This window comes from Bacillus safensis, from assembly GCF_039619585.1.
GTDB lineage: Bacteria > Bacillota > Bacilli > Bacillales > Bacillaceae > Bacillus > Bacillus safensis.
Map to the genome: position 1 here is coordinate 158,405 of NZ_CP154909.1, position 21,032 is coordinate 179,436.

The 21,032-nt window shown below is 44.7% G+C and carries 14 protein-coding genes, 7 tRNA genes and 2 rRNA genes; 17 read left to right on the forward strand and 6 right to left on the reverse strand.

Translation table 11 applies throughout. The features are described from left to right. Nucleotides 1–79: 79 nt before the first annotated feature. The 6 genes from AAYR28_RS00935 to AAYR28_RS00960 all read left to right on the forward strand — a co-directional run bounded on the left by AAYR28_RS00935 (nucleotide 80) and on the right by AAYR28_RS00960 (nucleotide 6,201). Nucleotides 80–3,010, forward strand: a 23S ribosomal RNA gene (locus tag AAYR28_RS00935). 61 nt (nucleotides 3,011–3,071) lie between these two features. Then, a 5S ribosomal RNA gene (gene rrf / locus AAYR28_RS00940) occupies nucleotides 3,072–3,187 on the forward strand. 42 nt (nucleotides 3,188–3,229) lie between these two features. After that, nucleotides 3,230–3,304 (forward strand) — tRNA-Asn (locus tag AAYR28_RS00945). Between the two features lies 1 nt (nucleotide 3,305). Beyond that, a tRNA-Thr gene (locus AAYR28_RS00950) sits at nucleotides 3,306–3,378 on the forward strand. A 355-nt stretch (nucleotides 3,379–3,733) separates the two neighbouring features. Beyond that, nucleotides 3,734–5,173 (forward strand): SulP family inorganic anion transporter, encoded by a 1,440-nt coding sequence (locus AAYR28_RS00955; protein WP_120208549.1) that lies wholly within the window; start codon nucleotides 3,734–3,736, stop codon nucleotides 5,171–5,173. Nucleotides 5,174–5,235: 62 nt separating this feature from the next. Then, nucleotides 5,236–6,201 carry a bile acid:sodium symporter family protein gene (locus AAYR28_RS00960; RefSeq protein ID WP_024424456.1) on the forward strand — a complete coding sequence of 322 codons (966 nt, stop codon included), beginning with the start codon at nucleotides 5,236–5,238 and terminating at the stop codon, nucleotides 6,199–6,201. A gap of 43 nt (nucleotides 6,202–6,244) precedes the next feature. Here the strand turns inward: AAYR28_RS00960 and AAYR28_RS00965 are convergent, their stop codons facing one another. Genes AAYR28_RS00965 through murQ form a run of 6 tightly spaced genes read right to left on the reverse strand, consistent with a single transcriptional unit; the run spans nucleotide 6,245 to nucleotide 13,974 of the window. Further along, nucleotides 6,245–7,450, reverse strand: a complete 1,206-nt coding sequence (locus AAYR28_RS00965; protein ID WP_416807725.1) for an exo-beta-N-acetylmuramidase NamZ family protein — start codon at nucleotides 7,448–7,450, stop codon at nucleotides 6,245–6,247. Between the two features lie 50 nt (nucleotides 7,451–7,500). After that, nucleotides 7,501–9,420, reverse strand: a complete 1,920-nt coding sequence (locus AAYR28_RS00970) for a glycoside hydrolase family 3 protein (RefSeq protein ID WP_120208544.1) — start codon at nucleotides 9,418–9,420, stop codon at nucleotides 7,501–7,503. A gap of 13 nt (nucleotides 9,421–9,433) precedes the next feature. Beyond that, nucleotides 9,434–10,789 carry a penicillin binding protein PBP4B gene (gene pbp4b, locus AAYR28_RS00975; protein WP_120208542.1) on the reverse strand — a complete coding sequence of 452 codons (1,356 nt, stop codon included), beginning with the start codon at nucleotides 10,787–10,789 and terminating at the stop codon, nucleotides 9,434–9,436. Nucleotides 10,790–10,802: 13 nt separating this feature from the next. Next, nucleotides 10,803–12,182 carry a PTS transporter subunit EIIC gene (locus tag AAYR28_RS00980; RefSeq protein ID WP_041115368.1) on the reverse strand — a complete coding sequence of 460 codons (1,380 nt, stop codon included), beginning with the start codon at nucleotides 12,180–12,182 and terminating at the stop codon, nucleotides 10,803–10,805. Next, nucleotides 12,179–13,048 carry a MurR/RpiR family transcriptional regulator gene (locus AAYR28_RS00985; RefSeq protein ID WP_041106088.1) on the reverse strand — a complete coding sequence of 290 codons (870 nt, stop codon included), beginning with the start codon at nucleotides 13,046–13,048 and terminating at the stop codon, nucleotides 12,179–12,181. The genes AAYR28_RS00980 and AAYR28_RS00985 overlap by 4 nt, the downstream gene beginning before the upstream one ends. Before the next feature lie 14 nt (nucleotides 13,049–13,062). Then, a complete protein-coding gene (murQ, locus tag AAYR28_RS00990) occupies nucleotides 13,063–13,974 on the reverse strand; it encodes an N-acetylmuramic acid 6-phosphate etherase (RefSeq protein ID WP_120208539.1) in 912 nt (303 codons plus the stop codon). A gap of 220 nt (nucleotides 13,975–14,194) precedes the next feature. Here murQ and AAYR28_RS00995 point away from each other — a divergent pair. The 11 genes from AAYR28_RS00995 (at nucleotide 14,195) to glmM (ending at nucleotide 20,869) form a co-directional block, all read left to right on the forward strand. Continuing rightward, nucleotides 14,195–14,269 (forward strand) — tRNA-Glu (locus tag AAYR28_RS00995). Nucleotides 14,270–14,275: 6 nt separating this feature from the next. Further along, nucleotides 14,276–14,351 (forward strand) — tRNA-Val (locus AAYR28_RS01000). A 3-nt stretch (nucleotides 14,352–14,354) separates the two neighbouring features. Next, a tRNA-Thr gene (locus tag AAYR28_RS01005) sits at nucleotides 14,355–14,427 on the forward strand. Nucleotides 14,428–14,455: 28 nt separating this feature from the next. Then, nucleotides 14,456–14,540, forward strand: a tRNA-Tyr gene (locus AAYR28_RS01010). A gap of 4 nt (nucleotides 14,541–14,544) precedes the next feature. Further along, a tRNA-Gln gene (locus AAYR28_RS01015) sits at nucleotides 14,545–14,616 on the forward strand. A 136-nt stretch (nucleotides 14,617–14,752) separates the two neighbouring features. Beyond that, nucleotides 14,753–15,664, forward strand: coding sequence for an arginase (gene rocF / locus AAYR28_RS01020; protein ID WP_024424450.1), 912 nt, complete (start codon nucleotides 14,753–14,755; stop codon nucleotides 15,662–15,664). A 187-nt stretch (nucleotides 15,665–15,851) separates the two neighbouring features. Next, nucleotides 15,852–16,415 carry an RNA polymerase sigma factor SigW gene (gene sigW, locus AAYR28_RS01025; protein WP_024424449.1) on the forward strand — a complete coding sequence of 188 codons (564 nt, stop codon included), beginning with the start codon at nucleotides 15,852–15,854 and terminating at the stop codon, nucleotides 16,413–16,415. A 14-nt stretch (nucleotides 16,416–16,429) separates the two neighbouring features. Continuing rightward, nucleotides 16,430–17,056, forward strand: coding sequence for an anti-sigma-W factor RsiW (gene rsiW, locus AAYR28_RS01030; RefSeq protein WP_081123889.1), 627 nt, complete (start codon nucleotides 16,430–16,432; stop codon nucleotides 17,054–17,056). Nucleotides 17,057–17,273: 217 nt separating this feature from the next. Beyond that, a complete protein-coding gene (cdaA, locus tag AAYR28_RS01035) occupies nucleotides 17,274–18,095 on the forward strand; it encodes a diadenylate cyclase CdaA (RefSeq protein ID WP_008344027.1) in 822 nt (273 codons plus the stop codon). Next, a complete protein-coding gene (locus AAYR28_RS01040; RefSeq protein WP_120208538.1) occupies nucleotides 18,088–19,497 on the forward strand; it encodes a CdaR family protein in 1,410 nt (469 codons plus the stop codon). The genes cdaA and AAYR28_RS01040 overlap by 8 nt, the downstream gene beginning before the upstream one ends. Nucleotides 19,498–19,522: 25 nt before the next feature. Then, nucleotides 19,523–20,869 (forward strand): phosphoglucosamine mutase, encoded by a 1,347-nt coding sequence (gene glmM, locus AAYR28_RS01045; RefSeq protein WP_120208536.1) that lies wholly within the window; start codon nucleotides 19,523–19,525, stop codon nucleotides 20,867–20,869. Nucleotides 20,870–21,032: the final 163 nt, after the last annotated feature.

Here is a 21,032-nt window from a genome sequence, read left to right on the forward strand (position 1 = left end):
GATAACAATAAGTAATACATTCACATTGAATGCAATGCAAAGTTCATCACACATAGTGATTCTTTCTAAAGTAAGAAATGGTTAAGTTAGAAAGGGCGCACGGTGGATGCCTTGGCACTAGGAGCCGATGAAGGACGGGACGAACACCGATATGCTTCGGGGAGCTGTAAGCAAGCTTTGATCCGGAGATTTCCGAATGGGGAAACCCACTGCTCGTAATGGAGTAGTATCCATACTTGAATACATAGAGTATGAGAAGGCATACCCGGGGAACTGAAACATCTAAGTACCCGGAGGAAGAGAAAGCAAATGCGATTCCCTGAGTAGCGGCGAGCGAAACGGGAACAGCCCAAACCAAGAGGCTTGCCTCTTGGGGTTGTAGGACACTCTATACGGAGTTACAAAGGAACGATATAAGCGAAGAGGTCTGGAAAGGCCCGCCAAAGAAGGTAACAGCCCTGTAACTGAAATGTTGTTCTCTCCAGAGTGGATCCTGAGTACGGCGGAACACGTGAAATTCCGTCGGAATCCGGGAGGACCATCTCCCAAGGCTAAATACTCCCTAGTGACCGATAGTGAACCAGTACCGTGAGGGAAAGGTGAAAAGCACCCCGGAAGGGGAGTGAAATAGATCCTGAAACCGTGTGCCTACAAGTAGTCAGAGCCCGTTAACGGGTGATGGCGTGCCTTTTGTAGAATGAACCGGCGAGTTACGATCCCGTGCAAGGTTAAGCAGAAGATGCGGAGCCGCAGCGAAAGCGAGTCTGAATAGGGCGCATGAGTACGTGGTCGTAGACCCGAAACCAGGTGATCTACCCATGTCCAGGGTGAAGTTCAGGTAACACTGAATGGAGGCCCGAACCCACGCACGTTGAAAAGTGCGGGGATGAGGTGTGGGTAGGGGTGAAATGCCAATCGAACCTGGAGATAGCTGGTTCTCTCCGAAATAGCTTTAGGGCTAGCCTCAAGGTAAGAGTCTCGGAGGTAGAGCACTGATTGGACTAGGGGCCCCTACCGGGTTACCGAATTCAGTCAAACTCCGAATGCCGATGACTTATCCTTGGGAGTCAGACTGCGAGTGATAAGATCCGTAGTCGAAAGGGAAACAGCCCAGACCGCCAGCTAAGGTCCCAAAGTATACGTTAAGTGGAAAAGGATGTGGAGTTGCTTAGACAACCAGGATGTTGGCTTAGAAGCAGCCACCATTTAAAGAGTGCGTAATAGCTCACTGGTCGAGTGACTCTGCGCCGAAAATGTACCGGGGCTAAACGTATCACCGAAGCTGCGGACTGTTCTTACGAACAGTGGTAGGAGAGCGTTCTAAGGGCTGTGAAGCCAGACCGGAAGGACTGGTGGAGCGCTTAGAAGTGAGAATGCCGGTATGAGTAGCGAAAGACGGGTGAGAATCCCGTCCACCGAATGCCTAAGGTTTCCTGAGGAAGGCTCGTCCGCTCAGGGTTAGTCGGGACCTAAGCCGAGGCCGAAAGGCGTAGGCGATGGACAACAGGTTGATATTCCTGTACCACCTCCTCACCATTTGAGCAATGGGGGGACGCAGGAGGATAGGGTAAGCGCGGTATTGGATATCCGCGTCCAAGCAGTTAGGCTGGGAAATAGGCAAATCCGTTTCCCGTAAAGGCTGAGCTGTGATGGCGAGCGAAATTTAGTAGCGAAGTTCCTGATTCCACACTGCCAAGAAAAGCCTCTAGCGAGGTGAGAGGTGCCCGTACCGCAAACCGACACAGGTAGGCGAGGAGAGAATCCTAAGGTGATCGAGAGAACTCTCGTTAAGGAACTCGGCAAAATGACCCCGTAACTTCGGGAGAAGGGGTGCTTCTTAGGGTGTTAAAGCCCCGAGAAGCCGCAGTGAATAGGCCCAGGCGACTGTTTAGCAAAAACACAGGTCTCTGCGAAGCCGTAAGGCGAAGTATAGGGGCTGACGCCTGCCCGGTGCTGGAAGGTTAAGAGGAGCGCTTAGCGTAAGCGAAGGTGCGAATTGAAGCCCCAGTAAACGGCGGCCGTAACTATAACGGTCCTAAGGTAGCGAAATTCCTTGTCGGGTAAGTTCCGACCCGCACGAAAGGCGCAACGATCTGGGCACTGTCTCAACGAGAGACTCGGTGAAATTATAGTACCTGTGAAGATGCAGGTTACCCGCGACAGGACGGAAAGACCCCGTGGAGCTTTACTGCAGCCTGATATTGAATGTTGGTACAGCTTGTACAGGATAGGTAGGAGCCTTGGAAACCGGAGCGCTAGCTTCGGTGGAGGCATCGGTGGGATACTACCCTGGCTGTATTGACCTTCTAACCCGCTGCCCTTATCGGGCAGGGAGACAGTGTCAGGTGGGCAGTTTGACTGGGGCGGTCGCCTCCTAAAATGTAACGGAGGCGCCCAAAGGTTCCCTCAGAATGGTTGGAAATCATTCGCAGAGTGTAAAGGCACAAGGGAGCTTGACTGCGAGACCTACAAGTCGAGCAGGGACGAAAGTCGGGCTTAGTGATCCGGTGGTTCCGCATGGAAGGGCCATCGCTCAACGGATAAAAGCTACCCCGGGGATAACAGGCTTATCTCCCCCAAGAGTCCACATCGACGGGGAGGTTTGGCACCTCGATGTCGGCTCATCGCATCCTGGGGCTGTAGTCGGTCCCAAGGGTTGGGCTGTTCGCCCATTAAAGCGGTACGCGAGCTGGGTTCAGAACGTCGTGAGACAGTTCGGTCCCTATCCGTCGCGGGCGCAGGAAATTTGAGAGGAGCTGTCCTTAGTACGAGAGGACCGGGATGGACGCACCGCTGGTGTACCAGTTGTTCTGCCAAGGGCATCGCTGGGTAGCTATGTGCGGACGGGATAAGTGCTGAAAGCATCTAAGCATGAAGCCCCCCTCAAGATGAGATTTCCCATTCCGCAAGGAAGTAAGATCCCTGAAAGATGATCAGGTTGATAGGTCTGAGGTGGAAGCGTGGTGACACGTGGAGCTGACAGATACTAATAGATCGAGGACTTAACCTATATTCTAATGTGAAGCATGAACATTGTTATCTAGTTTTGAGAGAACATTCTCTCCATCAGGTTTGGTGGCGATAGCGAAGAGGTCACACCCGTTCCCATACCGAACACGGAAGTTAAGCTCTTCAGCGCCGATGGTAGTTGGGGGTTTCCCCCTGTGAGAGTAGGACGCCGCCAAGCTTTTTGTTTATATCCTTCCAATGGAAGAAGTTACTTTATTATTCCGCAGTAGCTCAGTGGTAGAGCTATCGGCTGTTAACCGATCGGTCGTAGGTTCGAGTCCTACCTGCGGAGCCATGCTTCCATAGCTCAGTAGGTAGAGCACTTCCATGGTAAGGAAGAGGTCAGCGGTTCGAGCCCGCTTGGAAGCTTTCCTCTATATGTTGATATGACAAGGTTTCTCGATGATGAGAAGGCTTTTTTTGTTTGTTTACATATATATTAAATTGCTCGATGATCAATAGACTGATGACTTTAGGAAAGCGAAGAAAACGGCTTGCACAGCATTGTTGCATCGCTTTTTTACTTATCTCCTTCTTTTTGTTCTTGATTCTTCAGTCTCTTTCTTTTATTCTTACTAAAGTGATATCCTCTATATCAAAAGACTCTGTACGTTCCTCTTTTCCCCCGAAAGTGAAGTATCGTTTGTTTTTCCTTTCTTCATCTCCAGGTATAGTTGATCTTCTTTTTCCATGTACGGAATGTATATAAAAAGGAGTAGATGGTTTGAAAGATTTATTTGTAAAGCAAGAATGGTTTGGACATGTACGTCAGGACGTTCTTGCGGGTATATTAGTCGCACTGGCTTTAATTCCTGAGGCCATTGCGTTTTCGATTATTGCGGGCGTTGATCCGAAAGTCGGGTTGTATGCATCTTTTTGTATTGCGATTGTGATTTCGTTTGTTGGTGGACGTCCAGGCATGATTTCGGCTGCAACAGGGGCTATGGCTCTCGTCATGGTTAATTTGGTTGCTGATCATGGGTTGCAATATTTGTTTGCAGCTACGATTTTGACGGGTTTGATTCAAATTGTGTTCGGATTGTGCCGAGTGTCTCGTTTGATGAAATTTATTCCGAGGTCCGTCATGGTTGGCTTTGTCAATGCGTTGGCTATTATGATCTTCATGGCTCAGCTTCCACATTTCGTTGGGGAATCATTAGCCATGTATATGATGACAGGTGGTGCCCTGCTGATCATTTATTTATTGCCTATGGTGATAAAGGTGATACCTTCCCCACTCATTGCCATTATTGTAATGACGATATTGGCTGTATTTGGACATATTGATGTTAGAACAGTTGGAGATATGGGAGAGCTTCCTAGTTCTTTGCCTGTTTTTCTGATTCCTCAAGTTCCGTTTAGCTGGGAAACACTTGCTATCATTTTTCCTTATTCTTTAGCACTTGCGATGGTTGGTTTACTTGAGTCTCTTTTAACCGCACAGATTGTCGATGATATGACAGAGACGTCTAGTAATAAGAACAAGGAAGCGAGAGGTCAAGGGATTGCCAATGTGGTTGCGGGATTCTTTGGCGGTATGGCTGGTTGTGCGATGATTGGCCAATCTGTGATTAATACGAAGGCAGGAGGACGAGGCCGGCTTTCTACCTTTGTAGCGGGTGCTTTTTTAATGGTGCTGATTTTTGTACTAGGTGATGTCGTGGTTCAAATTCCGATGGCTGCTCTAGTGGCTGTGATGTTCATGGTTTCCATTGGCACATTTGATTGGAGTTCCTTTCAGCAGCTAAAAAAGAATCCGAAAACAGATTCTATTGTGATGGTTGTCACGGTCGTGACGGTGGTGTTGACTCATGATTTATCAAAAGGCGTTTTTGCAGGTGTACTGCTTAGTGCGGTATTCTTTGTCGCAAAGATATCGAAGCTTCATATTACGTCTAAAGAAAGCCAGGCAGGTACTTGGGAATATCGAGTTAAAGGACAAATTTTCTTTGCTTCTGTCACTGATTTGATCCAAGCTTTCCATCAGGGGAAAGAACTTCAATCTGTTGTGATTGATTTGTCTGAAGCACGTATATGGGATGAATCAGGCGTAGCAGCGATAGAACGTATAAAGGAAAGGTATCAAGCAAATGGCGTCCAGGTGGACGTAGTTGGAATGGATACATCAAGTCAAAAGCTTGTGAAACAAGTGAATGGTTCTTAAAAAGACCTTTCTGTCTGTTACAATAGAAAAGGTAAGAAAGTGAAGGGATGGAGGTGGCCGGCATGCTTGTGCGTTTGAATCAAGTGCTCGGCCGGATGATGCCGCTCATTACACCTTTTAGTGTGTTACTCGGTGTTTTGTTGGCGGCCTATTTAAAGGATTTTACGTTTTTGGTGCCATGGGTATTTGCTGTGATGACCTTTGCAGGGAGTTTGTCTTCTACTTTTTCGGCTTTAAAGCATACGGTGATGCACCCATTGCCTTTGATTTTATCGTTTATGATTTTACACGTGTTGATGCCTCTTTATGCTTGGTCAGCGGGACATCTCATATTTGCGGGTGATGCCATGACCATCACCGGTTTGACACTGGCAATGGTGATTCCCACTGGAGTTTCTAGTTTAATATGGGCGGCAATGTATAAGGGGAATGTTGGGTTAACATTATCCATTATTTTAATTGATACATTGCTTTCGCCATTGATTGTGCCAGCCAGTTTGTCACTTTTAGCCGGTACACAGGTTCATATGGACATGGTCGCGATCATGAAAGGGCTGTTTGGGATGGTGGTGCTTCCATCTATTTTAGGCATGCTCGTTCGTCACTATGCAAAGCCTGCTGTGACGAAAATGATCAGTCAGACACTGTCACCTTTTTCAAAAATAGGCTTGTTTGTAGTGGTGTCGATTAACAGTTCTGTTGTTGCGCCATACTTGCGTGAACTGGATGCCGCATTTTTTAGCAAGGCAGCGACTGTGTTTCTCATTGCGATGAGCGGATATGCGTTTGCATGGTTGATTGGAAAGACGATGAAATGTACTCAAGGAGAGATTGTGGCCATCGTGTATACGGGCGGTATGAGAAACATTAGTGCGGGGGCTGTGCTTGCCATTAGCTTTTTCCCGCCTGCTGTCGCTGTTCCTGTGGTGATTGGCATGCTGTTTCAGCAAGTGCTTGCTGCCTTGTTTGGTTTCTTACTCAATCGTTTTGAGCTGAAAGCACCTGCTGTGACCAAATCTTTCTCATAAAAAAAACCTCCATCCTTTGATAGATGGAGGTTTTTTCTGTGATTTAATAGATGAGATATTTTTTTCGCTTCTTTTCGAATGTTTTAAGGTCGTGATGATAGCGTTTCATAATGTGTTTGACGGAAGTTCCTTTATTGATCTCTTCTTTCATCCAGCCATTCCCGATGAGTTTGTCAAAGCTGCCTGTTTGAAGGAACTGAAAGTCATTAGGGTATAAATCATGTATTGCTTTGATAATGGATAACCCCGTTTTCACCGCTTCGAAGGATGAGCGGTCTGTGACGTATAACTGCACACCATGAGATAGTGTACCGGCATGTTTAGAAAATGTGGGGGTGAATGACACAGGTCTAAATTGAACGCCTTTTAGTTTTAGCTGATTTAAGTGATCTGCCAGCTCGCTGCTATTGATATATGGTGCACCAATGAGCTCGAATGGTTTTGTCGTTCCTCTGCCTTCAGAGACATTTGTGCCTTCAATTAATCCTGTGGCAGGATATACAAAGGTACTATCCACTGTTGGCATGTTAGGAGAAGGAAGGACGAACGGCAGCTTTGTATCATCGAATGTCATGGACCGCTTCCAATTTTTCATTTTGATGACTGTTACATCAGCATTGATATGAAACTCTTTGTTAAACAGTTTTGCAAGCTCACCAGTGGTCATTCCATGTCTTAATGGGATTGGATAGAGCCCTACAAATGAGGCGTGTTCAGGCTCTAAAACAGGTCCTTCTACTTTTAGTCCGCCAATGGGATTTGGGCGGTCTAGGACAACAAAGGGAATGTTGTTTTCTTTAGCGGCTTCCATCGCATAGGCCATTGTGTAAATATAGGTGTAATAACGAGCACCAACGTCTTGAATATCAAACAGCAGGACATCTACATTTTTCAGCATTTCAGGAGTTGGTTTTCTTGTTTTTCCATAAAGAGAGTAAACAGGAAGACCTGTTTTTTCATCGGTATAGGATTCGACGCCTTCTCCTGCTTGTGCATCGCCGCGCACGCCGTGTTCAGGTCCATATAAAGCAGTGAGCTTGATATTTGGATGTTCAAATAGGAGATCGACACTGCTTTTCATATTTTCATCAATGCCAGTCGGGTTGGTAATGAGACCAACTCTTTTCCCTTTTAGCCATGAAAGGTTGCTTGAGAGAAGTGTTTCGATCCCTGTTTTGACTGCTGCTTTTTTTCCTTTTGTATCTGTTCGTTCTTCTGCGGGAGAGGCGGCGGTCAATGTGCTCATCATGAGAAAGCTTGCGAGTATGAAACTGACTGTTTTCTTCAAGAGAATCCCTCCTATTTGATCTGTTTCCCTTTCAAGTTGAGGCCATAGCCGAATGGGTAAAGGGTTTGATTTGGATGAGTGACAGATGGGATATCAACTGGCAGTTTCCCTTTAGGTGATGCAGCTCCAAATATCACTTCTAGTCCAGCAGGAATATTTGGCTGATTGAATTGTCCGTTTGAGTAGCCTTTAAAACCGTACACAGCTAGTAAGGCATCGGCTTCTTCAAAATTTGCCGCATCATAAGGATTTCTAAGACTCATGATGACCATTTTTTTGTTTTGTGCTGCTGCTTCTTTCATGACAGCACGAGGGAAGGCAGTAGCCCATTTTTTCGGATCCTGGACATTGTCATCAATTACGCCATCATTCACAGCTGGATCATTTTGGACAACGTAAGAGCCAGTGATGACATAGTTAGCTTCTTGAATCAGTTTGGCTGTATCTTTGGTGAACGTTTTATCCGCAAAAGCATATGACTGGATGCGTACAGGCTTGATCTTTTTTTGTTTCATGAGAGATTCGACTGTGACAGACATTGCTTTAGTCTGATCTTCGTAAGGTGCCATGACCACGATTTTGTCATTCTTTTTAGGCTTGAAAGGTAAGGTCTTTTTGTTGTTTTTAAGCAGGGTGATTCCTTCACGTGCCATTTTTTGTTCTGCTTTAAGGTGCGACTTTTTCCCGACGACTTGAGTGGCTTTTTTGATTTTTTTCTCAAGACTGATTGGTTTTTTGGAGGAAATAATGCCGCGTTTGATTTTCAATTGAAGAATTTTTTCGACAGATTCGTTAATCTGCGACATCGGAATCTCTTTCTTTAAAATCGCTTGTTTGACAGCATTGAATACATTCTCTAGGTTTTTCTCTGTTTTTAATGAGGTGATTGGTGCTGGCATGAGAGCGATGTCGACGCCTGCTTTAATGGCCATCACTACGGCTTCTTCCTGTCCAAAATTATCTGCAATCGCTTTCATATTTAGAGCGTCTGTCACAACAACACCTTGAAAGCCCATCTCTTCTTTTAATAAGTTTGTGATAACTTTTTTTGATAAGGTTGCTGGAACCATGATGTCCTCGCCATCTTTTTTGCTTCGATACGTTGTGTCATCAATGGCAGGAAATTGCACATGAGCGGTCATGACCATATCTGCACCAGCATTGATCGCTTGTTGGAACGGATACAGCTCAACCCTTTTTAAACGATCTAGGTCATGCTCTACGAGCGGCAAGCCGTAGTGACTATCGACGGCTGTATCACCATGTCCCGGGAAATGTTTTAGTGTGGAAATGGTCTTTTCCTTTTGAAGTCCTTTCATGGTTTGAAGGCCAAGTCTAGAGACAAGAGCAGGATCAGAGCTAAAGGAACGGACACCAATGACGGGGTTGTTTGGGTTATTATTCACATCAAGCACAGGAGAGAAGTTTGTATTGATGCCTAAGGCGTTTAATTCTTTTCCGATGATTTTTCCTGTGTCATATGCATTTTTTTTGCTTCTAGAGGCACCAATCGACATATTTCCTGGGAAATGTGTTCCCTTTTGTAACCTTGTGACGATTCCGCCTTCTTGATCAATGGAAATGAGTAAAGGAATGTTTGGTGATGCTTTTTGAAATTCATGGGTGAGTTTCACGGTTTGTTCCGTATCAACGACATTTTCGGCAAATAAGATGACACCGCCTAGATGATATTTTTCTACAAGATGAGATACTTCGTTATTCATCTTTGTGAAGCCTGTAGGTGTGGAGTCATCTTTTGTTTGCCAATTGCGAAAGTCCGGCATGAGCATTTGACCTATCTTTTCATCCAGTGACATGTCTTGAACCATTTGTTTAGCGGTTGGCAGAGAGGCAGAGCTAACCTTTTCCGTTGGAATGGAAGAGGTTAGCAGGGCTAAAACCAGTGCAGCGGGGAAGAGAGCTTTCAACATCGAATTCCTCCTTTTACTGAAAAGATTCGTAGATTGCGGTCATGATGCTTCCATAAGTACCAGTTGGGAACAGGTCGCCTTCAAATTGATTAGGATTTGTTTCTGGTGAAACAACGGGTGAATGTTTCTTATTCGTCAGCAACACGACACCTAAATTGTGTTTAGGATCAATCAACGTCATTGTGCCGGTCCAGCCAGTATGCCCATAGGCTTCGTTACTTGCATATTTTCCAAACATCCATTCCATGTCAGTATGACCGTTTTTTCGCCAGCCTAGCCCGTAAGTTGGGTTCGTATCAGATGAGGCTGTAAAGAGATCGATAGAAGCCTGATCAAAAATGGTTGTTTTTCCATAGCCTCCTTTATTAAGCATCAGCTGAAGCAGCACGGCCATATCTGAGGTGTTCGAGAAAAGTCCAGCGTGGCCGGAGATACCTGCCATTGAGTAATATGCTTTCTCGTCGTGTACTTCACCTAGCAGGGTGTACCGTCGGATGTTTTCAAAATCGATGACACCGTCTCGTGAATTGCCTAAACGTTCAGTTGCTGCAAAATGCTTCGGCTTGAACCCTTTTTGCAGCGGATTGAACATGGTATGTTTGAGACCTAGCGGCCGATAAATTGTTGACTCTACATATTGATCAAGAGGCATGCCTGTTTTCTTCTCGATGATCATGCCTAGCAGCATGTAATCAATGTCACTATAAATGTGCTGGGTACCTGGCTTGTATTGCAGCGGTACCTTTGGCAGCCATTTCATCGTTGTTTTTCTGTCTTGAGAATAAAAAGAGCCAGCTGATTCTTTGCTATAAAATAAGACACTGGAAGGGAGACCCGCAGAATGGGTGAGAAGATCTTTTACCCGAAGCTGGTCTTTACCGGTTACCTTTGCATCAGGTTCATCCTGAAAATCTGGAAGGATGGTCTGTACTTTTTCGCTGACATCAAGTTTTTTCTCGTAGACAAGCTTTTGCAGGGCATAGTTGGTCGCATACATTTTTGTATTGGATGCCAAATCGAATAGTGTATCTTTTTTCATTTTTTTATACGATTTGAGTTCTGTTGTGCCATCATATTTTTGCCGGTAGCCATAGGCTTTTTGATGGACGATCTTTCCGTCCTTGATAATGATGAGAGCGGCTCCTGGAAATCCTGCTTTGATGTCATTTTGAATCATTTGATCAACCTTCCTCAGCTGCCTGGAAGAAACACCTACTTGTTCCGGTCGTTTTGCTTTTTTTAAGACGGGATATTCTTCATGAGCTGTTTTAGACAAAGACGATACAGGATGGGAGCTAGTTGCAAATGTTTGTACTGGTAACCCAAGGAGCATGAGCAGACATGTGATCAAAAGAAAACATTTCTTCAAGGTCTAGACCTCCTTATTGATTGTGATCCTCGAATTCAACAGCCATATCATCATGAAACCCAAATAAGTATGTGAAGAAAAATCCAGCAACATATGCGATGAATAGTCCAATTAAGTAAAGAAGCATTTGATGTGTGTGAACAATAAAGGTTAATGGAAGACCGGATACCCCGATGGCTTTCGTCGCAATTTGGAAGTAGGCTTGAAATGCGCCGCCGATTCCTGCACCAAGACAAGCGGTGAGAAATGGTCGTCCCAGCGGGAGTGTGACACCGAAAATGAGTGGTTCGCCAATCCCCAGCATCCCTGAAGGAAGTCCGCCAGCGATGGCTCTTTTGAGCTTTTTCTTTTTTGTTTTCATATAAATGGCGAATGCAGCGCCGACCTGTCCTGCACCGCCCATAGCGAGAATTGGCAGAAGCGGGTCATCTCCAATTGAATTGATGAGTTCCATATGAATTGGTGTCAGCCCTTGGTGAAGTCCTGTTACAACAAGTGGGAGGAAGGTAGCACCAAGAACAAATCCTGCGAAAATTCCGCCCATATTCAATAGATAAGTCAGTCCTGAGGTGATGGCATCAGATATAAATCCGCCGACTGGCATGAAGACAACGTACGTGAAAATGCCTGTAATGAGCAGTGTGATGGTTGGTGTGACGATGATATCAAGTGATTGCGGGACGAAGCGTCTAATTCGGGTTTCCACAAGTGCCATAAAGATGGCGGCTAGAAGAACACCGATGAGTCCGCCTCTGCCTGGTAGAATATTTGTGCCAAATAACATAATGTCTGCGGAGGCTGGGTTAATAATGAGGATACCAGCTAATGCGCCTAATGCAGGAGAGCCTCCAAATTCCTTTGCGGCATTTGTTCCGACTAATATCCCGAGATAAGCGAAAAGTCCAGAACCGATAACCGTTAAAATAATCGCAGCTTGAGATTTTTCGTCAAGCCAGCCTGCTTGCACAATTGCTTTTGTTATTCCGGTAATCAGACCTGAGGCAACTAGTGCCGGAATAATTGGAATGAAAATGCTGGCAATCCGCCGTAAGAACAGCTTGAACGGTGTGCGGTTCTTTTGTGAAATGGCTTGCTTGTTTTTTTGTGCTTCGTTGTTTAAATCATAAGAGCCAGAGGCATTTAGCAGCTCTTCAAACGCACTTGATACTTGGTTGACAACGCCAGTGCCTAAAATGATTTGAAGCGTTTCTGCTTCGACGACGCCAATGACGCCATCGAGTTCTTTGATTGCTGTGATGTGAACTTTTTCATTGTCGATCGGTGTAATTCGGAGCCTTGTCATACAATGTGTATGGGAAGAGATATTTTCAGAACCACCACAGAGTGAAAGAATATCTTTCGCCAACTGCTGATATTTCTTTTGATGACTCATGTTGAATCCCCCTTTGATTTTCGTTTCATGGAGCGGATGGCATGCCTTGTCTTGTCAATATATTGCGCTGTCTCTTCATATTGACGAGAAGCTAAACTGAGGAACAAGACATCAATTAAGTAGAGCTGTGCCATTCTAGAGGAAGTGGCAGCACTGCGAAAAGGTGCTTCATTGGAACCGGACGTCGATAGGTGAACATCACATAAAGCAGAAACGCTTGTATGACCTGGATGTGTTAAAGCAATGGTTTTCACTTGGTTGTCTTTTGCAAGCTGAAGGGCTTGAATGATGTCTAACGTTTCTCCTGAAAAGGAGATACCAAACACAATGTCATTCTCTCCCGCATTTGCAATGACCGTAGATGCAATGTGCATGTCAGTGAAGGCTGTCGCTGCATAGTTAATTCTGAGAAATTTCTGCTGGGCATCAGCTGCGACGATGCCAGATGCACCAACACCGATAAAATGAATTTGATTTGCATGCAGCAGTAATTGAACAGCCTTTTCTAAAGCTTCTGGATTTAAAATAGAAGCGGTGTCCTTGATCGATTGAATCGAGTTTCCTGCTGTTTTTTGAATAATGGATTGAAGCGGTTCATCTTGTTCGATATCTCTGTAGCCTTGTTTATCGTCATGCATCAAATCTCCAGCGATCCGCATTTTTAAATCGTGATAGCCATCCAGCCCGAGAGATTTACAAAGACGGATGACTGCAGAGCTGCTTGCGCCGGCTGCCTGACTGATTTCGTGTACTGTACTTTTAATGACTTTGTCAGGATGGGCAAGGATATAGTCTGCAATGATTTTTTCAGATTGGGGAAGCTTTGATTTGATTGTGTGTAGTAGGGTAAGTCCACCTGCTGACATGAGCTCTGCCTCCTTTAGGATTGATAACGTGAGATCGCTTTGTCGATGTGGCCATTCGTTTTGTTGAGTAAATCTTTGGCTGTTTTCTTGTCTGTGTTTGTTTGGAGCATGACGATGGCCGTTTTGACTTCTAAGTCTGCTGCTTCAAGAGTCTTCACGGCTTGTTCGTAGGAAGCGTTTGTCACATGTTGAATGATGGTGATGGCGCGTTCTTTTAATTTATGATTGCTGACTTTTACATCAACCATCAGATTTTCATATACTTTGCCTTGTCTAATCATGACAGACGTGGAAAGCATATTTAAAATCATTTTATGAGCGGCTGCTGCTTTCATTCTTGTTGACCCAGTGATGGCTTCTGGTCCTACAATGACCTCAATGGCGCAATCTGCAAGCTCGCTAATTTCTGCTTGTTCATTGCAGCTGAGTGCTACTGTTTTAGCTCCAATTGACTTTGCATAGTTTAAAGCGCCGATGATATAAGGTGTCCTGCCGCTTGCGGCAATACCGACGACTGTATCTTTTGATGTCAGGTGGATGTGTACTAAATCCTGTTTGCCGGCTTCTTCACTGTCTTCCACATCTTCGGCAGCTTGAGAAAAGGCTGAGTCTCCGCCTGCCATGATGCCTACAATGACATCAGGTGAGACGCTATAGGTTGGGGGACATTCGACAGCATCCATTACGCCAATTCTGCCGCTTGTTCCGGCGCCTATATAAATGAGTCTGCCTCCATTTGAGATGGATTCATAAGCAAAGTCACTTGCTGTTTTGACATGTGGAAGTACAAGGTTGACTGCTTGAGCGACCTTCATATCTTCTTCATTGATCATCTGGAGTATTTCAAGCGGATCTGCTTGAGAAATTCCCATTGTGTTTGGGTTTCTTGATTCTGTTGTCAAAGAACGCAGTTGAGATGGCTGCATGTGACATACCTCCTTATTTCTTCATTTTCAGTATATTGAGTATGATATGAAATTTCAATATTATATTTGAATATTGAAATTATATTTCAGTTAAATTGTTGAACGAATAGGGAGTAAATAGTTAGAAAATAAAAAAAATAAAAATCCCCTTTACAAAAGGGGGACAACCTGTATATAATAACTTTTGTCAGCTTCACGGAAACAACAAACTTGACAAACTGGCCCGTTGGTCAAGCGGTTAAGACACCGCCCTTTCACGGCGGTAACACGGGTTCGAATCCCGTACGGGTCACCATGATGTGGAGGATTAGCTCAGCTGGGAGAGCATCTGCCTTACAAGCAGAGGGTCGGCGGTTCGAGCCCGTCATCCTCCACCATATGCCGGTGTAGCTCAACTGGTAGAGCAACTGACTTGTAATCAGTAGGTTGGGGGTTCAAGTCCTCTTGCCGGCACTGTTTTTTCTTTATCAATTCCATATGTGGAGGGGTAGCGAAGTGGCTAAACGCGGCGGACTGTAAATCCGCTCCCTCCGGGTTCGGCGGTTCGAATCCGTCCCCCTCCACCATTTTTGGGCTATAGCCAAGCGGTAAGGCAACGGACTTTGACTCCGTCATGCGTTGGTTCGAATCCAGCTAGCCCAGTTAAGACACCTTTTTGAAAAAGGTGTCTTTTTTTATGTTGGCAGAGGGACTGTATAACTATTCAAAATGTTGTCGAGTTGAGTCAGAAGGCATCAAGAAAGTAAAATATAAGCATGAACGGAAAGGGGATGTACATATGGGAGAGCAAAAGAAGGTCACGATTATTGGAGTTCCAATGGACTTGGGTCAAACGAGAAGGGGCGTCGATATGGGCCCGAGTGCGATTCGTTGTGCAGGCGTAAAAGAAAAATTGGAAACGCTCTCATTTGATGTAGAGGATCTTGGAGATATTCCAGTTGAACAAAGAGATGATGAGAAAGGTTTATATACAAGTGAAAAGCTGAAGAATTTGACGGAGAATGCTGGTGCAAATCAGCTGCTTGCTGAGAAGGTTGACAGTATTGTGCAATCTGGTTCGTTTCCGCTCATTTTAGGCGGTGATCACAGCATTGCGATAGGCACACTTGCTGGGGTAGCCAAGCATTATGAAAACTTAGGTGTCATTTGGTATGATGCACACGGGGATTTGAATACGGAGGAAACCTCTCCTTCTGGAAATATTCATGGCATGCCGCTTGCTGTCAGTCTCGGTTTTGGGCATGCAGATTTAACGAACATTGGTGGTTATTCGCCTAAATTGAAGCCTGAAAATGTCGTTATAATTGGTGCTCGATCTTTAGATGAAGGAGAGCGGGCATTGATTCGAGAGAAAGGCATTAAAGTGTATACGATGCATGAAATTGATCGTTTAGGGATGACAAGGGTGATGGAGGAAGCGATTGCGTATCTAAAGGAGAGAACCGATGGTGTCCATCTATCACTTGATTTAGACGGGCTAGATCCAGCGGAATGCCCTGGTGTAGGTACTCCGGTAGCAGGCGGCATTAGTTACCGGGAGAGTCATCTCGCAATGGAGCTTTTAGAGGAGGCAGGTATTTTAACGTCTGCTGAATTTGTGGAAGTAAATCCGGTTTTAGATGAGAAAAACAAAACCGCTGAAGCGGCAGTTGCGTTAATTGGTTCATTAATGGGTGAAAAGCTATTGTAGGTAGAGCGGGACTTGTTCCCGTTCTTTTTTGTTTTGGGAAAATTTAAGGATATGTTAAGGTTTTTACCGGTTGATAAGCGTAACACACTGTCAAAAATTTGTTACACTATTTTTTAGAGGAGAATGAAACCTTTTGGAAAGAGGTTCGTATACATAAAGACCGGTGAAGGCAGAGGTTGAATATACTATGGACACAATGATTAAAAAGAGAATTAAGCAAGTGAAAAAAGGCGACCAGAACGCATTTGCAGACATCGTAGACCTGTATAAAGACAAAATTTATCAGCTGTGCTACCGTATGCTTGGGAATGCACATGAAGCGGAGGATATTGCGCAGGAGGCGTTTATTCGAGCCTATGTGAATATCGAAAGCTTTGATGTGAATCGTAAGTTTTCCACGTGGCTGTACCGCATTGCAACCAACCTGACCATCGACCGTATTCGCAAAAAAAAGCCGGATTATTATTTAGATGCAGAGGTGGCAGGAACAGAAGGATTAAATATGTATTCTCAAATTGCTGCTGATGGCATTTTGCCAGAGGATGAGGTGGTATCTCTTGAATTATCGAGTACCATTCAGCAAAAAATTCTAAGGTTACCCGACAAATATCGTTCAGTCATCGTATTAAAGTATATTGATGAACTCTCGTTAAAAGAAATTAGTGAGATTCTAAATATACCAGTTGGTACGGTGAAAACGAGAATACACAGGGGTAGAGAGGCTCTCCGGAAACAGTTGAGAGACCTTTGAGTGAGGTGATTTTGATGAGCTGTCAGGATAGAATCGTCCAGCTTATGCATCAGTATTTAGACGGGGACATTGAGCCCCAAGACGAAAAAGAATTAAAAAGCCATCTGCAATCGTGTGAGGAGTGCCGTACTCATTTTCAACAAATTGAGAAATCCATCGCGCTAGTGCAGAGTACATCTCATATAGAAGCACCATCTGATTTCACTGCAAAGGTGATGGCAGGTCTTCCAAAAGAGAAAAAGCGTGTGTCGGTTCAAAGATGGATCAAAGCTCACCCGCTGATGGTAGCCGCTGCCCTCTTTCTCATTTTAATGGGAGGCAGTCTGTTTACGAGCTGGAATACCGATCATAATTTCAGTGTGTCAAAGCAGCCGAATCTCGTCGTTGAAAATGATACAGTGACCGTACCTAAAGGGGAAACCGTAAAGGGTGACATCACTGTCAAAAATGGCAAGCTGATTGTAGAAGGCAAGGTTGATGGAAATGTCACCGTCGTCAATGGGGAACAGCTGACTGCTTCTGCCGGACAAGTCACTGGTCAAATTAATGAAATTAATGAAGTGTTTGATTGGATCTGGTACAAAATGAAATCAACAGCACAAAACGTGATGCGGGTCATTGGTCCAGAGGAGCAAAAGTAACTCAAGCGGTTTAAGAGCAGTCTCTAAGGGGGGCTGCTCTTTTTCTATACATTGCTGAGATTCAAGCATACTAGCAAGTCAGCCAGATATGGCAACTATTTTCCTTGCTGAAACAAAATGTGGTATAATAGCCACGCTATGTATTGATACATAGGCTCTTTTTTTATTAAAAAATGCATCAAACGAAGAATAACTGAAAATTCTGGAGGACGAGGAAATGGCTTTAGGGGATATTCCTTTTTTGCAGTACCTCGGTAATGCTGTTGATATTCTCGTTGTTTGGTATGTGATATATAAATTAATGATGGTCATCCGCGGAACAAAAGCGGTTCAGCTTTTAAAGGGAATTGTGGTCATTGTTCTCGTCAGGATGGGAAGTGCGTATCTCGGTCTTAACACACTTCAATGGCTGATGGATCAAGCGATTACGTGGGGATTCCTTGCGATCATTATTATTTTTCAGCCAGAGCTAAGGAGAGCGCTTGAGCAGCTTGGGCGCGGCCGTTTCTTCTCAAGAAGCGGGACACCTGTAGAGGAACAGCAGCAGAAAACGATCGAGGCAATTACAAAAGCAATTAACTATATGGCGAAACGCAGAATCGGCGCGCTGCTGACAATTGAGCGCGATACCGGAATGAATGATTACATAGAGACAGGAATTCCTTTGAATGCAAAGGTGAGTTCAGAGCTGCTCATTAATATTTTCATTCCGAATACACCGCTTCATGACGGTGCTGTCATTATGAAGCGGGATGAGATTGCAGCTGCAGCTTGCTATTTACCGCTGTCAGAAAGCCCTTTTATCTCTAAGGAGCTTGGGACGCGTCATAGGGCGGCAGTCGGAATTAGTGAAGTGACAGACAGCTTAACTGTCATCGTTTCTGAGGAAACTGGCGGTATTTCTGTCGCAAGGAATGGTGATCTCCACCGAGAATTGACAGAAGAAGCGCTTGAAGAAATGCTGATTGCTGAATTTAGTAAGAACAGCAAAGATGCTTCCTCGACCAAATGGTATTGGAGGGGCAAGAAAAATGGATAAGATTTTGAATAATCGCTGGGCCGTTAAGCTTCTTGCATTGGTCTTCGCTTTATTGCTGTATGGTGCAGTCAATTCAGCGCAAGCGCCCACGCCGAAAAAAATCGGTGAATCCTTTTTCCCAACATCGACGACAGATGAAGCAACTTTAACCGACATTCCTGTTAAAGCGTATTATGATGACGAGAAGTACGTCGTCACTGGTGTGCCGCAGACAGTCAATGTCACGATTAAAGGATCAACTAGTGCTGTGAAAACAGCAAGACAAACAAAGAATTTTGAAATTTACGCAGACATGCAGAACTTATCGACAGGTACACATAAAGTGGAGCTGAAGGCAAGAGATGTATCGAAGGGACTCACACTATCGATTAATCCATCTGTGACGACTGTGACGATACAAGAAAAAACGACAGCTGAATTTCCTGTTGAAACCGAGTTTTATAATCAAAATAAAATCAAAGACGGCTATTCACCTGAACAGCCCATTGTGAATCCGAAAAAGGTCACAGTTACTGGATCAAAGGACGTCATCGACAAAATTTCTGTCATTAAAGCTTTTGTGAACTTAGAAGATGTCGATCAGCAAATTGAAAAAGAAGCGAAGCTCACTGTGTATGATAGCAGCGGGAATGAGCTGCCAGTTGAAGTAAGTCCGTCCGTGGTGGATATTACGGTCCCAATCTCAAGCCCGAGCAAAAAGGTTCCTTTTAAAATTGAGCGGACGGGCAGCTTGCCAGAAGGGATCAGCATCTCAAGCATTGAGACAAGCCCGAGTGAGGTCACAGTGTACGGCTCTCAAAAGGTGCTGGATGCACTTGATTTTATTGATGGCGTCAAGCTGGACTTAAGCAAGATCAAAGATGATACGGAGATTGATGCCGATATTCCCCTGCCAGATGGTGTGAAAAAGGTATCACCCGAAACTGTTAAGATCAAAGTGAAGGTTGCAACAGCTGAAGAAAAAAAGATCGATAATGTACCGATTTCTGTCGTGGGTTTGAGCAAGGATCTCACATCTGATTTTGTGAGCCCCTCTTCTGGACGGCTCACGTTAACAGCAAAGGGATCAAAGAGTGCGATTGATAAACTAAAGGCTTCAGATGTTGAAGCCTATATCAATGCAGGGGACTTGAACGAAGGAACCCATGAGGTCAAAGTTCAAGTGAATGGTCCTCAAAATGTGACTTGGACATTATCGAGATCAAAGGTCAAAGTGAAACTCACTTCTACTGATACAGAGGATCAGCCGGCGTCTACGAATGATCAGAAGGATCAATCATCTGATGAAGATGATCAGGATGAGAAGAGTAAAGAAGAATCCACGCAAGATAAGGCAAAGAAAGAATCGAGTCAAAGACAGCGGGTCAAAGAAGATAAAAAAGAGGACGAAGCGTCCTCTTGAATGGTAAAAAAGGAGCGATTGAAACATGGGCAAGTACTTTGGAACTGATGGTGTAAGGGGTGTAGCGAATAGCGAATTAACGCCAGAGCTCGCATTTAAAGTTGGGAGATTTGGCGGCTATGTGCTCACGAAGGATAAAGAACGTCCAAAGGTACTCGTTGGTCGAGACACACGTGTATCTGGTCATATGTTAGAAGGAGCGCTTGTTGCAGGCTTACTTTCAATTGGAGCCGAAGTGATGCGTCTAGGTGTGATCTCAACACCTGGTGTGTCTTATTTAACGAAGGCAATGGATGCTGAAGCGGGTGTCATGATTTCTGCTTCACACAATCCAGTTCAAGACAACGGCATTAAATTCTTCGGCGGTGACGGCTTTAAGCTGTCAGATGAACAGGAAAACGAAATTGAGCAGCTGATGGATCAGCCAGTCGATCAATTACCACGCCCAGTTGGAGCCGATCTTGGAACGGTGAACGACTACTTTGAAGGCGGTCAGAAATACCTGCAATTCTTAAAGCAGACAGCGGACGAGGATTTTATAGGTATTCACGTGGCGCTTGACTGTGCACACGGTGCAACCTCTTCTCTAGCGACACATTTATTTGCAGATTTAGATGCTGATGTGTCCACAATGGGAACATCTCCAAACGGATTGAATATCAATGATGGTGTAGGTTCCACTCATCCAGAGGCACTTTCTGCTTTTGTGAAGGAGAAGGGTGCAGATATTGGTCTTGCGTTTGATGGTGACGGTGACCGTTTAATTGCAGTCGATGAAAAAGGTGATATCGTAGACGGCGATCAAATTATGTACATATGTGCACGTTATTTGAAGGATGAAGGCCGGTTAAAGGATGACACCGTCGTGTCAACGGTCATGAGTAACCTTGGTTTCTATAAAGCGCTTGAGAAACAAGGCATTAAGAGCATTCAAACAGCTGTTGGTGACCGCTATGTGGTCGAAGCGATGAAAAAGGACGGCTATAATGTCGGCGGTGAGCAGTCAGGCCATTTGATTTTCCTTGATTACAATACGACAGGTGATGGCATGCTTTCTGCGATCATGCTTGTGAATACGCTCAAAGCGACAGGGAAAACATTATCAGAGCTTGCAGCGGAAATGGAAAAGTTCCCGCAGCTATTAGTGAATGTGAAAGTGTCTGATAAATATAAAGTAGAAGAAAATGAAAAAGTAAAAGCGGTGATCCAAGAGGTCGAAAAAGAGATGAATGGTGACGGCCGCATTCTTGTTCGTCCATCTGGAACAGAGCCGCTTGTACGTGTCATGGCAGAGGCGAAAACAAAAGAGCTGTGTAATGAATATGTGGCTCGAATTACAGCTGTTGTGAAAGAAGAAATGGGTATTGAGTAATAGATGAAAGCAAATCGCAAAACTGCGGTTTGCTTTTTTTTTGAATAAACGACATAAATGGATGGATTTGTACGAATCTTATAAGCGAGGGCAATTTGCCGCTGTCTTCATACATAGGAGAGCACATCAAAGGTAGAACGAGACAAGCCTCATCGCATATAGT